At 38.7% G+C, this 15,638-nt stretch carries 16 protein-coding genes; 4 read left to right on the top strand and 12 right to left on the bottom strand.

Annotated elements, in window-relative coordinates; all coding sequences use genetic code 11:
- Positions 1 to 9: 9 nt before the first annotated feature.
- The 5 genes from gatB to HWQ49_RS08570 all read right to left on the bottom strand — a co-directional run bounded on the left by gatB (position 10) and on the right by HWQ49_RS08570 (position 6,194).
- The gene (gene gatB, locus HWQ49_RS08590; protein WP_188207204.1) at positions 10 to 1,440 is read right to left on the bottom strand and encodes an Asp-tRNA(Asn)/Glu-tRNA(Gln) amidotransferase subunit GatB; all 1,431 of its coding nucleotides are present in this window, start codon (positions 1,438 to 1,440) and stop codon (positions 10 to 12) included.
- Positions 1,440 to 2,915, bottom strand: coding sequence for an Asp-tRNA(Asn)/Glu-tRNA(Gln) amidotransferase subunit GatA (gene gatA / locus HWQ49_RS08585; protein ID WP_188207203.1), 1,476 nt, complete (start codon positions 2,913 to 2,915; stop codon positions 1,440 to 1,442). Before gatA ends, gatB begins: the two co-directional genes overlap by 1 nt.
- Positions 2,916 to 2,933: 18 nt before the next feature.
- Complete coding sequence (gene gatC / locus HWQ49_RS08580) at positions 2,934 to 3,224, bottom strand: Asp-tRNA(Asn)/Glu-tRNA(Gln) amidotransferase subunit GatC (RefSeq protein ID WP_188207202.1); 291 nt, start codon at positions 3,222 to 3,224, stop codon at positions 2,934 to 2,936.
- Positions 3,225 to 3,454: 230 nt separating this feature from the next.
- Positions 3,455 to 4,801, bottom strand: coding sequence for a TldD/PmbA family protein (locus HWQ49_RS08575; RefSeq protein ID WP_188207201.1), 1,347 nt, complete (start codon positions 4,799 to 4,801; stop codon positions 3,455 to 3,457).
- 1 nt (position 4,802) lies between these two features.
- The gene (locus HWQ49_RS08570) at positions 4,803 to 6,194 is read right to left on the bottom strand and encodes a TldD/PmbA family protein (RefSeq protein WP_188207200.1); all 1,392 of its coding nucleotides are present in this window, start codon (positions 6,192 to 6,194) and stop codon (positions 4,803 to 4,805) included.
- 192 nt (positions 6,195 to 6,386) lie between these two features.
- Here HWQ49_RS08570 and pepF point away from each other — a divergent pair, with 192 nt between their 5' ends.
- Positions 6,387 to 8,189 carry an oligoendopeptidase F gene (gene pepF / locus HWQ49_RS08565; RefSeq protein WP_188207199.1) on the top strand — a complete coding sequence of 601 codons (1,803 nt, stop codon included), beginning with the start codon at positions 6,387 to 6,389 and terminating at the stop codon, positions 8,187 to 8,189.
- 95 nt (positions 8,190 to 8,284) lie between these two features.
- On the opposite strand, the gene HWQ49_RS08560 is transcribed toward pepF, so the two are convergent.
- The 3 genes from HWQ49_RS08560 to HWQ49_RS14770 all read right to left on the bottom strand — a co-directional run bounded on the left by HWQ49_RS08560 (position 8,285) and on the right by HWQ49_RS14770 (position 9,390).
- Positions 8,285 to 8,584: a hypothetical protein gene (locus HWQ49_RS08560; protein ID WP_188207198.1), complete on the bottom strand. Its 300-nt coding sequence runs from the start codon at positions 8,582 to 8,584 to the stop codon at positions 8,285 to 8,287.
- Between the two features lie 48 nt (positions 8,585 to 8,632).
- Entirely contained in the window at positions 8,633 to 9,001 is a 369-nt protein-coding gene (locus HWQ49_RS08555; RefSeq protein WP_188207197.1) for a hypothetical protein, read from the bottom strand.
- A 263-nt stretch (positions 9,002 to 9,264) separates the two neighbouring features.
- Positions 9,265 to 9,390 carry a hypothetical protein gene (locus HWQ49_RS14770; RefSeq protein ID WP_262926660.1) on the bottom strand — a complete coding sequence of 42 codons (126 nt, stop codon included), beginning with the start codon at positions 9,388 to 9,390 and terminating at the stop codon, positions 9,265 to 9,267.
- A 175-nt stretch (positions 9,391 to 9,565) separates the two neighbouring features.
- Here HWQ49_RS14770 and HWQ49_RS08550 point away from each other — a divergent pair, with 175 nt between their 5' ends.
- Complete coding sequence (locus tag HWQ49_RS08550; protein WP_188207196.1) at positions 9,566 to 10,447, top strand: helix-turn-helix domain-containing protein; 882 nt, start codon at positions 9,566 to 9,568, stop codon at positions 10,445 to 10,447.
- A 72-nt stretch (positions 10,448 to 10,519) separates the two neighbouring features.
- Here the strand turns inward: HWQ49_RS08550 and HWQ49_RS08545 are convergent, their stop codons facing one another.
- A complete protein-coding gene (locus tag HWQ49_RS08545) occupies positions 10,520 to 11,458 on the bottom strand; it encodes a TraB/GumN family protein (protein ID WP_188207195.1) in 939 nt (312 codons plus the stop codon).
- 133 nt (positions 11,459 to 11,591) lie between these two features.
- Positions 11,592 to 11,924, bottom strand: a complete 333-nt coding sequence (locus tag HWQ49_RS08540) for a hypothetical protein (RefSeq protein ID WP_188207194.1) — start codon at positions 11,922 to 11,924, stop codon at positions 11,592 to 11,594.
- 167 nt (positions 11,925 to 12,091) lie between these two features.
- On the opposite strand from HWQ49_RS08540, the gene HWQ49_RS08535 reads away from it, so the two are divergent.
- Positions 12,092 to 12,763 carry a Dph6-related ATP pyrophosphatase gene (locus tag HWQ49_RS08535; RefSeq protein WP_188207193.1) on the top strand — a complete coding sequence of 224 codons (672 nt, stop codon included), beginning with the start codon at positions 12,092 to 12,094 and terminating at the stop codon, positions 12,761 to 12,763.
- Between the two features lie 574 nt (positions 12,764 to 13,337).
- On the opposite strand, the gene HWQ49_RS08530 is transcribed toward HWQ49_RS08535, so the two are convergent.
- Positions 13,338 to 14,450, bottom strand: a complete 1,113-nt coding sequence (locus HWQ49_RS08530) for an NAD(P)/FAD-dependent oxidoreductase (protein WP_188207192.1) — start codon at positions 14,448 to 14,450, stop codon at positions 13,338 to 13,340.
- A 15-nt stretch (positions 14,451 to 14,465) separates the two neighbouring features.
- The gene (locus HWQ49_RS08525) at positions 14,466 to 14,918 is read right to left on the bottom strand and encodes a DUF2269 family protein (RefSeq protein WP_188207191.1); all 453 of its coding nucleotides are present in this window, start codon (positions 14,916 to 14,918) and stop codon (positions 14,466 to 14,468) included.
- A gap of 100 nt (positions 14,919 to 15,018) precedes the next feature.
- Here HWQ49_RS08525 and HWQ49_RS08520 point away from each other — a divergent pair, with 100 nt between their 5' ends.
- On the top strand, positions 15,019 to 15,369 hold the full coding sequence (locus tag HWQ49_RS08520; protein WP_188207190.1) for an SLAP domain-containing protein: 351 nt from the start codon (positions 15,019 to 15,021) through the stop codon (positions 15,367 to 15,369).
- Positions 15,370 to 15,638 lie beyond the last annotated feature (269 nt).

Below are 15,638 nucleotides of genomic sequence, written 5' to 3'. Positions count from 1 at the left end.
TAATATTTATTACCTTTTATCAATTTCCTCAACTAAAATCTTATTAACCATTGGTGGATTTGCTTGTCCTTTAGTCTTCTTCATGACTTGTCCAACTAAGAAACCTAATGCGCGATCCTTTCCATTCTTATAATCAACAATGGATTGCTCATTTTCATCTAAAACACCTGTAATGATGTCTCGTAGTTGTTTTTCATCAGAAATTTGGACAAGGCCTTTTTCTTTAACTATTTTTTCAGGGTCTCCACCATTTTTCACCAATTCAGTTACGACTTTCTTTGCTAATTTGGATGATAGTGTTCCTTCTTCAATAAGCTTGACCATTTTAGCAAGGGCTTCTGGTGTAATTGGAAGATCTTGAAGTTCGATTTGCTGCTTGTTCATATACGCTGAAATGTCACCCATTAGCCAGTTCGTTACCTGTTTAGCGTCTGCACCATGCTCAATAGTTGCTTCAAAGAAATCTGACATTTCCTTCGTATTGGTTAATACACCTGCATCATACTCATCCAAGCCTAGCTCATTAACGTAACGTGTTCGACGTGAGTCAGGTAGTTCTGGTATGGACTGACGTACTTGTTCTTTCCATTCCTCATCAATATAAAGTGGGATTAAATCTGGCTCCGGGAAGTAACGATAGTCATCAGAACCTTCTTTAACACGCATTAAAATCGTTTCCTTCGTTTTCTCATCATAACGGCGTGTCTCTTGTAAGATCTCGCCACCTTGACGAAGCACCTTCTCTTGGCGCTTCTCTTCGAACTCAAGACCTTTTTGAACAAAGTTGAATGAGTTTAAGTTTTTAAGCTCTGTTTTTACCCCGAATTCTTCTTGTCCGTATGGGCGTAAAGATAGGTTCGCATCACAGCGTAATGACCCTTCCTGCATCTTTACGTCAGAAACTCCGGTGAACTGAATGATATTACGGAGCTTCTCTAAATAAGCATATGCTTCTTCAGGTGTTCTTATATCTGGTTCTGATACAATTTCAATTAAAGGTGTTCCTTGACGGTTGTAATCCACTAGAGAATGGCCGTCATCACCGTGTGTTAATTTACCTGCGTCTTCTTCTAAATGTAAGCGAGTAATTCCGATCTTTTTCTTCTCACCATTGACTTCAATTTCAATCCAACCATTCTCCCCAATTGGCTGGTCAAATTGTGAAATCTGATAGGCTTTCGGATTATCAGGATAGAAATAGTTTTTACGGTCAAATTTAGTGTCTGTTGCAATCTCACAGTTTAATGCCATAGCAGCACGCATCGCATAGTTAACCGCTTCTTCATTCAATACCGGTAAGACACCAGGGTAACCAAGGTCGATTGGATTAACATTACTATTTGGTTCATCACCAAAGGCGTTTGGACTTGGACTAAAGATTTTTGATTTTGTTTTTAACTCAACGTGGACTTCTAATCCAATAATCGTTTCAAAGTTCATTACTTGGCACCTCCTAGCTGTGGTTTTTGTTTATGGTGATCTGTCGCTTGTTCATAGGCATGTGCAACACGATAAACTGTGCTCTCATCAAAGTGTTTACCAATGATTTGTAGTCCGATCGGCATATCGTTATCAGGGTGGAATCCACATGGAACAGAGATTCCTGGGACACCAGCTAAGTTAACTGGGATGGTAATAATATCATTCGCATACATCGTTAATGGGTCATCAATCTGCTCACCCACTTTAAAAGCTGTTGTTGGAGCAGTTGGCCCAATGACAACATCATATTCTTCAAAAATTTGCTCAAAATCCTGTTTGATTAACGTACGTACTTGTTGTGCCTTTTTGTAATAGGCATCGTAGTAACCTGAGCTTAAAGCAAATGTACCTAACATAATCCGACGTTTAACCTCTTCACCGAACCCTTCGCTACGAGACAACTTAAACATTTCCATCATGTCATTCGCTTCCTCAGAACGCTTACCATAACGAACACCATCAAAACGAGCTAAGTTAGCTGATGCTTCAGATGAGGCAATCATGTAATATGTTGCAACTGCATATTTTGAATGGGGAAGTGACACTTCCTCACAGATCGCACCTTTGTCTTCAAGAACTTTCAATGCTTCGCGTACGCTTTCTTGAATTTTTTCATCAACGCCCTCACGGAAGTATTCTTTCGGTACCGCAATCTTTAGACCACTAACATCACCTGTTAGTGCCTCAGAATACTTTGGTACGTCTACGTTAGCACTTGTTGAGTCCATGGTATCCTCACCAGCGATTACTTCTAGGATCCGAGCATTATCTTCAACTGTACGAGTTAGTGGTCCGATCTGATCTAATGATGATGCGAATGCTACTAAGCCAAAACGGGACACACGTCCATATGTAGGTTTCATACCAACGACACCACAATAAGATGCTGGCTGACGGACTGAGCCCCCTGTATCAGAACCTAGGGCGAATGGTACTTGTCCTGCTGCCACTGCCGCTGCTGAACCACCACTAGAGCCACCTGGGACATAGTCTATATTCCAAGGATTACGAGTTAATTTCATACTAGAGTTCTCTGTTGAGGAACCCATCGCAAATTCATCCATATTTAATTTCCCTACATTGATAGCTTTAGCTTGATCCAACTTTTGTATCACTGTTGCGTCATATAACGGGTCATCTAAATTAGATAAAATTTGACTCGCGCAAGTTGTGCGAAGACCTTTAGTCACGATATTGTCTTTAATCCCGATTGGCATCCCGAATAGTGGGAATTGATTTTCATCAATGCCTTCTTCATCTAAAGCCTTAGCTTGTTCTAAAGCTTGTTCTTCATTCAGGGTTAGAAAAGCTTGTACGTCACCATCTGTCGCTTTAATCCGATCATAGGAAGCTTGTACAATATCTGTCACTGTCATTTCTTTATTATTTAATTTTTCTTGTAGTTCTTTAATCGATAAATCTAAAACTGACATCGTGATTGTCCCTCCTTATTAGTCTAAAATGGACGGCACACGGAACTGTCCGCCTTCCTGATCTGGTGCATTTTTGAGTGCATCTTGTTTAGAAATCCATTCTTTTGGCTCGTCTTTACGCACGACATTTTTCATATCTAATACGTGTGTAGTTGGTTTAACATTTGATGTATCTAATTCATTTAATTGCTCTGAGAAATCGATAATCGCACTTAACTGCTCACTATATTTCTCAGCTTCTTCTTCAGTAATTGCTAGTCGCGCTAAATTAGCAACGTGTTTCACTTGATCCTTCGAAATCTTTGACATCCCTTGCACCTCCGTACGTTTTAACACTTCACAATACTATCAATCATAGCAAATTTTTCTTCAAAATGACAATAATATATCTATCTGAGTTGACAATTTATTGCCCGGGAAATACCCAGGATAGTTAGAGAATTAATCTGATCATGTCGATTCATATCTCATTAAAAAGAAGACTCATCTAGAATGAGCCTTCTTCATGATTTCCATATTCAATTGAAACTAACCATCATTTATTCAAAAGTAACTGATAAACCTTCTACTAAGAATGAAGGGGCGCCGACTCCGGAAAATGGACTGAATTCTAAATCAGATCCAACAGATTCTACATGGTTTAATAGGTCAAAGAAGTTACCAGCGATAGTCATCAGGTTCGTCGCAGCCTGAACCTCTCCATCCTTAACATAATAACCATTAGCGGCAACTGAAAAATCTCCAGAAATTTGGTTAACGCCGGAGTGTAACCCAGATAAACTGGTAACCACCACGCCTTCTTTAAGACTACTTACTATATCGTCATAAGATGGCTCACCTGGAACTAAATAAAAATTAGATGGTGAAACTGTCAAAGACCCTTTATACGATTCTTTATAGGCGTGTCCAGTTGATTCCACACCATCTTTCTTCGCTGTTTTTCGGTTATGGAAAAGTGTATTTAACTTCCCGTTTTCTACGACTGTGAGTTCCTTAGAAGCCACACCTTCTGCATCGAATGTCCGGCTCTTCATAGCATCCTGACGAAATGGTTCATCAACAAAGGTGACGTTATTTCCGGCGATCTTCTTACCTACCTTATCTTTCAGCTTTGACATCCCTTTTTGTGCTGTTTCTGCAGAGAAAATCGAAAGGAATGTCGCTAATAAACTTGAGGCTGCATCATGACGTAACAAAACGGGATAATCGTTACTTTCTACTTCCATTGGATTAAGGTAAGAAATTGCTTCTTCTACAGCCTTCTTCGCTTCCTCTTCAGGATCTAAACTCGCCCAATCCTGAACGTGCTTAAAATGCATCCCTGACTTAGTTAAATCATTTTCTTTAACGATCACCATGACACCAAAGGCTATAAAATTGTTCTGATCTTCTAATGCTAATCCTTTGGTGTTATACATAGCTTTCTCTATGTTATTAGACATCAACTGAAAGAACCCTGTTCCCGTGACTCGCTCATCTATTTTATAAATATGACGGTCAAACTCTTTCATAAAATTAATTTTCTCTTCATTTGATACCTGTTGGAGATCCTCCGATAAAAAGTTAACATCCTTATACTCAGAATCACCTTGATAGATTTCTTCCTGATCTTCCTCTTCTAGAATTAACGCATTCTCACGGGCATTTTCCACCAGAAACTCTATTGACGATTCATCTAGCTTTTCCGTATAGGCGTAACCCATTTTCCCTTTATAGACACCACGAAAAGAAACGCCTATTTCCTCAGCAGTAGTGAACTGGTCAACCTCTCCAAGATCGATTTTACAATTAAAACTATCACTCTTCTCATAATAGAGCTCCATATCATTAAAGCCTTGATTTTCGCCACGTTCAAATAACTGCTGTTTAAAATCTTGAATATTCATCCTACGCTTCCTCCTTTCTACCACCAACAGTCATTTCACTAACTCTTAGTGTCGGTTGTCCCACATTAACAGGAATACTTCCACTTAAAGAACCACACATACCTGCGCCGTGACCCAAATTATTACCGACCATGTCAACTGCTTGTAGCGTTTTAGGTCCATTACCAATTAATGTCGCTCCACGGACTGGCTTATCAATTTTACCGTCTTTGACCATATAAGCTTCATTGATGGCAAAGTTATAATCACCTGTTGCAGGGTTCACTTGACCCCCACCCATATACTTGGCATAAATTCCATACTCAGTGTCTGCAATAATCTCTTCTGGTGAGGAATCGCCTGGAGCGATATAAGTATTGGTCATTCTTGAAGTTGGTGCAAAGCGATACGATTCACGACGCCCTGATCCAGTTGGTGCTGTATCCATAATCCGAGAATTTAACTGATCAACTAAGTAACCTTTTAAAATACCATCCTCGATTAAGACATTTTTCTGTGGTAGATTTCCTTCATCATCAATATTAATAGAGCCCCATTCATTCTGTAGTGTTCCGTCGTCAATATACGTGACGATATCTGGAGCAACACGTTCTCCAACCTTATTAGCAAAAGCCGATTTTCCTTTGGCTACAGAAGTCGCTTCTAGTCCATGACCACAAGCTTCATGGAAAATAACGCCTCCGAATTCATTATCGATAATGACCGGGAACTTGCCACTCGGACATGGGTCTGCACCTAAGTTGGTAACGGCGATGCGTGCTGCTTCAGTGGCATAATGACCTAAATCAAGGTTCTCCATAAATTCAAATCCTTGTACGGCTCCAGGTCCATAAAAACCGGTCTCCATATCGTGTTCATTTGAAGCAATGGCGGCAATAGCTAAACGACTATGAACCCGTTTATCCTCAACAAACTTACCATTGGAATTAGCAATTAATACGTTCTGTTCTTCATCCAAATAATTCACTTTAACTTGCGAGATACTTTGGTGATGTCTTTTGGCAATATCATATGCGTTTTTTAAGACGTTGGCTTTACGTGTTTTTTCGACTGACTGAGGCATTTGTGTAACCGGATGGATAGGTTGTATTGTTTGCGATTTGAATGATTGTGGTTCAAGTCTATTTTCACCTTGGATAGCATTTGCTGCATTTTGTGCGGTCTTTAATAACCCCTCTTTTGAAAAGTCTGTCGTGTATGTATAGGCACTTCGAAAGCCATGGTAAACACGAATACCTACACCGAAATCACGCCCCGACAAACTGTTATCAATGATTCCACTTTGAAGCGTAATGCTGTTCTTTAAGCGATCTTCGACAAAGACTTCTGCAAAGTCGCCACCAGTAGACAGTGCTTGACTAATGACATCTTGCACTATTGATTGGTTTAACATCTAACTCCTCCTCTTTCACCCTTTACTATAGACTAACTAAATTCACATCAACCCGAACCCTAAGTGAGTCGGAAGTTAAATCCGTCTAGAGGCTGAAATAAAAAAATTCAGATTTATGTGACATAAGCATATGTTTATTTTATAATAAAACTTAGGAATTCGAAATATATTTTAGGAGGTTTTTTGAAAATTATGACACAAAGACTAAAACGACAAGATGTCCCCCAGGAACAAACATGGAACTTGAAGGATTTATTTGATTCAAATGAAGAATGGGAACAAGCATTAAATGAATTAGAAGCGTTAACACCATCTGTTACCCAATACAAAGGTCGCTTACATGAAGGTTCAGATGTTTTACAAGCTTGCTTAGAAGCACAAGCTGAGCTTCATAAAAAATTAATTCTCGTGGGTACATACGCTAACCTTCGTTCATCAGAAGATGGGACAAACCCTGATAACCAAGCCAATTCTGCGAAAGTGGCCTCTACGTTTGCAAAAGTCAGTGCCGAATTATCTTTCTTCGACTCTGAAGTACTTGCCCTTCCAGACGGTACGATTGAAAAATATCTAAAGGAAAATCAAGATTTAGAAGTCTACCGTAACGAATTAGAAGATCTATTAGAAAGAAAGCCATACACTCTATCACCTGAAACAGAAGAAGTACTAGCTTCATTAAGCGAAGTTCATTCGGCTCCATATATGATTTATCAGCGTAGTAAGTCATCAGATATGGAATTCGATTCGTTTACTACAAGTGATGGCACAGAATATGCCAACTCATTTGCGTTATTTGAAGATGAGCATGAGCTTTCCTCTAATACAGAAGTTCGCAGGAAGGCCTATGACTCATTTGTTAAAACATTAAAACAATATCAGAACACATATGCTGCTGCTTATGCAACACAGGTAAAGAAAGAAGTCGCTTTATCCCGTGCACGTGGTTATGACAATGTGACCCAAATGCTGTTGCAATCACAAAAAGTAACAGAAGAGATGTATCATAACCAATTAGATGTTATTCAAAAAGAACTAGCACCACATATGCGTCGTTTTGCTAAACTTAAGCAGAAGGTTTATGGCTTGGACAAACTTCAGTTTGTTGACTTAAAGGCTCCATTAGACCCAGAATTTGACCCTGAGTCTTCTTATGAAGATATATCTAAAACGATTTTAGAGGCTCTTCAAGTCATGGGACCTGAATATACGAAAATTATGGAAGAGGGGCTTTCTAATCGCTGGGTAGATTATGCTGATAATATTGGAAAATCTACCGGAGCATTCTGCGCTAGCCCGTACGGAGCACACCCTTATATCTTGTTAACTTATACAGGTAAGATGCGAGGTGCTTTTATTCTAGCTCACGAATTAGGTCATGCTGGTCACTTACATTTAGCTAACCAGAACCAACACGTGTTTAATACACGACCATCGACTTACTTTATTGAAGCACCATCGACCATGAATGAGATGCTTTTAGCTGACCATTTACTTGAAACGACTGACGATCCTCGGATGCGCCGTTGGGTTATTTTACAGCTATTAGGAACTTACTATCACAATTTTGTTACGCACTTACTAGAAGGTGAATATCAGCGCCGGGTATATGATCTAGCTGAAAAAGGTGTGCCACTAACAGCAAACACACTATCAGAACAGAAAGGTGAAGCCCTGAAAAACTTCTGGGGTGACGCTGTTGAAATCGACGAAGGAGCTAAACTAACCTGGATGCGACAACCACACTATTACATGGGCTTATACCCGTACACATACTCTGCTGGCCTAACCGCTTCAACAGCTGTTTCTCAGTTATTTAAAGAAGAAGGTCAACCAACAATTGATCGTTGGTTAGAAGTTCTGAAGATGGGTGGTACGAAAACACCACAAGAACTACTGAAATATGCCGGTGTAGACATGTCGACACCTGACCCAATTAAAAAAGCAGTAGCTTACGTTGGTTCACTAGTAGATGAATTAGAAAAAAGTTATCAATAGGATTCAAAAAGGACTTTCCAACACATCGGAAAGTCCTTTTTCTAATCTATTATTTTGGGGGGTATTAACGGTTTATTGGGTGACCAAGGATTTTCTTAAAATTGTCCGAAATTCTCCATGACATGCTCTGCCTGATTATAATCTTCCTTATGAACTAGCAGTCTGACAGTTGTATCAAATTCATTCCCACTATGTACAAATGCACCAATTTTCGAATTAACATGTTGCAGACGGCAACGAATGCCTCTGCTCTTTAAATATGTATAACGATGACTTGCCTCGTTGCTTTTACTGCCTTCAATTTCATAGAATGTTTCCCAAAAACGCAAGTCTCTTACCTTGATAAAAATCAACGATACTAAGATAACAGTTAATAAAGTTATGGTTTTTCCCATTAGATCACCCCTATGTCTTGAAAATGGTGCTTTAATACTTAACAGTTGTTAGACGTTTTCAAAAAAGTTCTTTAATTCTTCAAGATCTGACGTACTTAGTATTAACCCGTCATGGCCAATGACAATAAACGTTGGATATTCAGTTATGCCAAACATAGTTGTATAGTCATAACTTTGATCATCCCATGCGTATGTGGTTGTCATCACACTCTTTAATTGAATGGACTCAAATTCAGAAACAATTTCTTCATTTAATTCACTTATTTGTTCCTCATCCTCAACAACTATCGTAATATTATAATCAAAAAATGGGACACTTGGTTTGCTATCCTCGATTATTTCAGCTTTTGATTGTGTATTACATCCAATTAATATACCTATTAATAATAGAAAAAAATAATACTTCGTTGCTTTCATTTCCTCCTCCTAATAGATAGGATTGATCAAAACCAAGGTGAAATTCTCATATGTATGAATTGAAAAAATAAGGGGTCACCCTCCCTAATGTGTGAGATTAAGGAGGATGTGGCTGAGGTGAAACCATTTTGTGAGCGTGATTGAGTTTATCATTACTTGAATAGATATAAACTTCTTGCTGTACTGATCAAAAAATTGAAAATCGAAATCGTTTGGGCTAGGCATTTTAGGATGAGGGCTGAAGTCATCCTTTAAATGCCCGATTAGTGCTGACCCGGTAGATCAAGTACCGTTACAGTACGGTCATCTAAATCCTGAACCGCTGTTTGAGTTGGTGCAAAACCTAAAATTGCTCCTAGTAGGATAGTTAAGACTAGTAACTTTTTCATAATTGCTACACCTCCCTCTTAATTAATCTAAATCTATTATCTATGGATGTAATAGAGTTGTAAAAGTTCAGAATTGTTGCGTATAATTGATTTAGAGCGATTTTAACAATAATTTAGTATATTTCCACACTTTTTTATGAAATTTATGCGTTTATGCATAAAAGGGAGATGAAAAATGAATTTATCTGTCGGAGAGAAGATTAAAGATTTACGAAAACGCCTGAACATCTCACAAGAAGGCCTAGCGAATGGGATTTGTTCACAATCTGAGTTAAGTCGTATTGAACGCGATCAACATCAACCATCCTATATGACACTTAAAGGCATATCCGATAAATTAGGTGTCAATATTACATATTTCCTTTCCGATTCTGAAAGTGAACGAGAAGATTATTTAAATGAGGTTTGGTCACAATTAGAAAAAGCAAGAAGAAATAGAGATTACGAAACTATCGATGAAATTGTTAGTGCTGAAAAAAGCAATCCTTTATTTCAAACACAACAAGAACATCGTTTTCTGTTGTGGCATAGTGCATTAGCACAATATTATCATCACGATGATTTTAAAACGGCTATCAGTAAATTAAAAGAATGTTTACGTTTGTCTTCATTTGATCGTTTTTCTGCAGAAATTAACATTCATATATTAAATAGCCTAGGTATAATGTTTAGAGACGAAGGTATGTTACTAGAAGCCCAAAACTATCATGAACAGGCTTATGACTTAATCAACGACATCACAAATCTAGAAGACAAGCGTATCATTGCCAAAGTACGGTATAATTTAGCAAAAGTTTATACCGATTTAGGTAAAACTGAACAATCACTAAAAGTATGCTACCAAGGACTTTCCTATTGCCGGGAATATGAAGATTTATTTTTATTCGCAGACTTCCATTACCAAATCGGGCGAAACTTATTAAAACAGGGACATAAAGAAAAGGGAATTGATTATTGGAAAAAATCCCAGTTCCTTTTTGAGCTTGAAGGTAAAGAACAACTGGCACAAATCATCAAATATGATATCGAAACCTTCCAAGAGTCGACAACGCTATAACCTTACGCTTAGCTATTTTAATTAAGTAAAACCTTCCATCTCAAATTTGGAATGGAAGGTTCTTTATGTATGCTACTTCCTTTCAATCTCATATCCTTCGTCTTCTAATAATACGATCATATTATCAGGACCGAAGAAATGGGCATAGCCAGCAGCGATCATGATCGTTTCAGCCTCGTGACTATGAACGACTTCGTCTATCTTTTCCGCCATTTGTCGATCACGATTAAATAACAATTCCTCAATATGCGTTTCTTTGATTTCTGGTATTTGTTCCTCGTCACCAACGGCCCTTGAAAGATCAACCAACGATTCTTTACCTGTACGCCAAGCAACGACTGTACTCTCTATTTCCTCTTCAACTTCTTCCTCTGAAGCTTCCAATACCTCTTCGAGTAAATAGAGCTGATAGTCCAGATCCCGATCGCGCACCGATTGTATATTCGTTTCCAAGTCTTCCAACGCCATACCTTCAGCATGTTCTAGAACTTGACTATACAAATACGCCTCGACCCCTTGTTCATATGAGTAGTCATAATTTGAAAGGATCATAGATTCATAGAGTGATTGAACTCTCCAAGGTTTAAATGAATTTAATATATAGTAAGGAATATTTAATTCTTCCTCTATATTTCTAACCAAATCCATATGATCATCAGACAAGTAATCTGATAATTGCTCACCACTAGGCAAATACGTGTACTCCATTCTAATGTCTTCATATTCATTTTGAATGGTTTCATTAGATTCATCGTACTCACTTAACAACAGCTCTGTTTCAGCCATAGCTTCTTCAATTTCATCGCGCATAGGATACATATCTTCGCTTCCAATGTGCACAGTCCCTAAGAAATAAATGGTTTTATTATTATGCTCTGCTTCCCAAAAAAACCCTTCACTTTTCTCCGGAATTTCTACATTTTCAAGACTTATAGCTTCCTCTTCACATCCTGTTACTATAAATATTAAGATAAGTGCGATCCCTAAACTCCAACTTTTTTTCAGTAACATTATGACCACCCTTTACTGTGTTCATCTATTTATCAAAATACTACAAATCTTCCTACATATTTTAGCACATTTGACCAAAAAAAGAGCCCACCGATTAAGAGGGGGCACCCAGTAAGAAGCAAGTCTTTTTAATTCACTTGATTAAATTAATATAATAGGGGCGTGCTTCTTCTTTATTAAATTCTGTCATAGCATCATGTGCTTTATGAAGATCGTGTTTATGAACGAGTAATTTAACGGTTGTGTCTAAATCTGATCCTCCACTTACACCTAAGCCTATTCGATGATTAATACTTTTCAATCGACAACGAACACCATTAGATCTTAAAAATAAATAGCGAATGGTTACATCCTTTGGTTTATGACCAGCTGATTCATAAAAAGATTTCCATTTCATATGCTCTCTAACGGATAAACTAACAATAACTGCTAAACAGACAACGATGAGGACTGACCAAAAATCCATCATACATCCTCCTTCCCCCAAAATATAACCTTTACAACTTATGTCTCTACACTTCTACATAAATCTTTGAAAACAGACAAGAGATTATCTGTGGTGATGATATTTTATTTTCTTCCTATATGATTTATGATAAAATTATGAATTATTATTCAAAGGGTGACCTAAATATGAAAAAAGTCGTTGTCTCACATAGTGGTGGTAAAGATTCTATGTTAGCGTTACATAGAATGATAGAACAAGACGATGTTGAAGTCGTTCGAATTTTGACAACTGTGAACGAAAATTTTCAAAGATCAAGTATTCATGGGATTCGAGAAGAACTCCTTGAACTACAAGCAGAGTACATAGGTATTCCATTGCAGAAGGTCTATCTTCCTAAAATTACTACTAATGAAGAGTATGAACGGTTGATGAGTGATGCATTTAGAGAAATTGAGCAAGACGGTATTTCGCATATTGTCTTTGGTGATATTAATTTATTAGATGTTCGAGAATTTCGTGAAAAACAGTTAGAAGGAATTAATTTAGAGGCTATTTTTCCGTTGTGGAATGAACCAACCCATGAGTTAATCCATGAGTTTATTGAGTTGGGTTACGAAACTTTGATCACAACCATTGACCCAAAACGAGTTCCTGATGAGTTTTTGGGAGCTAATCTAGATCACAATATGTATAAAAAATTACCAGAAGAAGTGGATCCATGTGGGGAAAATGGAGAATTTCATACATTTGTTGTGAATGGGCCTCTTTTCAACAAACGTTTACCCGTGAAATTCGGTACAAAAGTCGTCGAAGAAGAGTTTTACAAGTATCAAGATGTGGTGAGAGTTAAGGAATAATTGGAAGTCTCTGGGGTGCTTGTTGCATTAAGATAATATAATCCACCTACCTTTGGGATAGGTGGATTCATTTTTTTGTATTGGGAAGGGGGTCTTTTCCCGAATTGCATAGTTAAGTGCTTAATCTAGGAAAAGAGACTGTCTCTCTTTGACCGGGTGTGCTCCTTTATACCAGCTTCGGGCGTAGAGAGCTCGTCTCTTTGACCGGACACACCACTTACAAGCCAGTTCTGGGCGTAGAGGGCTCGTCTCTTTGACCGGACACACCACTTACAAGCCAGTTCCGGGCGTAGAGAGCTCGTCTCTTTGACCACGCACACCACTTACAAGCCAGCTTCGGGCGTAGATAGCTCGTCTCTTTGACCGCGCACACCACTTACAAGCCAGCTCCGGGTGTAGAGGACCCACCTCTTTGACCGCGCACACCACTTTCAAGCCGGCTCCGGGCGTAGAGGACTCGTCTCTTTGACCGCGCACACCACTTACAAGCCAGTTCCGGGCGTAGAGGGCTCGTCTCTTTGACCACGCACACCACTTACAAGCTGGCTCCAGGCGTAGACATAGCGATTGCTGATTATTTAACGGCTAAACTAACATCATATGCACTTAAATCAAGATCGATATCTTGACCCGTCGCGAGGTCGGCTAAAACTGTTCCTAAATATGGCCCCGCTGTTAGTCCTGTTGCACCTAATCCATTTGAAACTAAGAGACCTTTATAACCGGGCATCGGTCCGATAATTGGCAGGAACCCTGGTGTATAGGGTCTGAAGCCCACACGAACTTCTTGAAATGTGGCATCCTCTAACCCCGGAGCCACTACTATAGCCTTCCCTAAGATCTCACTTACTCCACCTGCTGTTGGTCGGGAATCAAATTCAGCAGGGTCAGTTCGAGTTGCTCCGACAACCACCTTTCCACCTGAGAAGGATAACAAGTACGAATTATTAGGTGGCATCACCACAGGCCAGTCATCTGTATTTTCACCCTGCATATCTAAATGAATGATTTGAGCGCGTTGGTTTGACACATCATAGTCAATACCTATTGGTTCTTGTAGTTGTTTTGACCAGGCTCCAGCTGTGTCAATTACTTGATCAGCTTGTAAAAACTGCCCATCTACTTGAACACCAATTACTCGTTTATCTTTTTTGACTAGTTCAGCACTGCCTTTAATAAAGGTTGCCCCATGCTTTTGTGACGCTCGGATCATCGCATCACGAATGGCGCGACCATCTACTCTAGCACCACCACTCACATAAACGGAATGATATTCTTCAGATAGCGGTGGAAACATTGATTTGGTTTCCTCAGGGTTAAGTAGTTTTATTTCACCTATTTCCGGTGCATCTTCACGTCTTTTCTTAACTCTTTCCACCATTTTTTCTAATTTACTTAAATCGGTATTCAAACTGATCGTACCCACTTTTCGATACCCTGTTTCCGTTTCTCCGTCTGCTTCAAGCTGTTCTACTAAATCAGGATAATAGCGAGCACCATGTTTGACTAGCTGGTACCAATCTTTATTCCGTCGTTGTGATAGCCATGGACAAACAATACCTGCTGCTGCCTCGGTTGCTTGTCCTTCATCAAAGCGATCGATTATAGTCACTTTTTCGTTCCTTTTTGCTAAGTGATATGCGGTTGAGGCACCTAGGATTCCTCCACCTATAATAATATATGTCATCTCTTTCACCACTTTCTAAAACGGTTTAATAATCATTAGGGCAATAATAATAATAAAAATCGTATTCTCAAAATACTCTACACGATATAGTTTTTGAGCCATTGGGTAATAGGAGTTGGGAATGACCTCGCCCTCATACGTCTTTAGTAGTTCTTTGATTGGATTAGAACTCCATTTTAAGAAGGTTGGCCCCATACCTAATGCTAAGACAAACAGGATTAGACTGATTAGATACCAGCCTTGATTAAACAAGCTAGGATTAATAAAGCCCATCCAAAGACCTGTTATGAGTAAGAGGGTTCCTCCAACCATGACAAATATATGTAATTGTCTTTTAATCTCAAATCCATGACGTAGCTCTTCCATTGTTTTAGCTGATTTCGTCACACGCGTTAAAATGAATCCGGGTCCCATCCCGATTATTGCAGAGAATATATGAACAACGACTAACCATGAATATAGCGTCATCTTAATCCCACCTTTTATGTCATTATAACGTGATTTTAAATCGCAAGCTGTGACATTTTTGGCACGAACTCGTACAATTAAAGATAATGAGGTGATTACCATGCAAAAACTTGTTTTTGAATCGAAATGGGAGCAAACGATTTCGGAGCAAGACCGTCAAAAAATCGAGAGTACATTTAATAAAATCAACATACCCAATCATCAAGTCCGTCTCACCCCACTCTGGCAAGCAGTTAATCATAAAGGAGAATTATTAGTGACAACATTAATTCATAACTCAACTAATCAATCGTTAAGCTTTAACAACACGAAAGTTCAATATGATAATCGTGTTGAGGCATTGTTCACATTACCAATATCTATTGATCCACAGACAAGCATGCCCTGGACGTTTATTTTCCCTGAACACCCTATGCCAGAAAAATTGGGCCAGCTAAAAATCGTCGAGTAAAGCCGATTAATTGCTCTTTTTATAAGCCGGTACTCTTTTCACTTATGATGTTAATACCAACACAAATTATAACTCAGATGCCGAAAACAAAGCTAGTAAATACGTGGTACAGCCAATTACTAAAACACTAAACGGTTTTGTAAAACATCAAAGAAGGAGGCTGAATTGCTGGACGCAATTCAACTTTTTTGTTGGAATAGATGGGAGAGACGGGGATAACAAATTTGATTGCGATTGTATTGGACGATTTCGGATCATGGTGAGAGGGA

The organism is Alkalibacillus aidingensis (genome assembly GCF_014595945.1).
Lineage (GTDB): Bacteria > Bacillota > Bacilli > Bacillales > Alkalibacillaceae > Alkalibacillus > Alkalibacillus aidingensis.
Note: the sequence above shows the minus strand (reverse complement) of the source record. Positions and strands in the feature narration are given on the sequence as shown.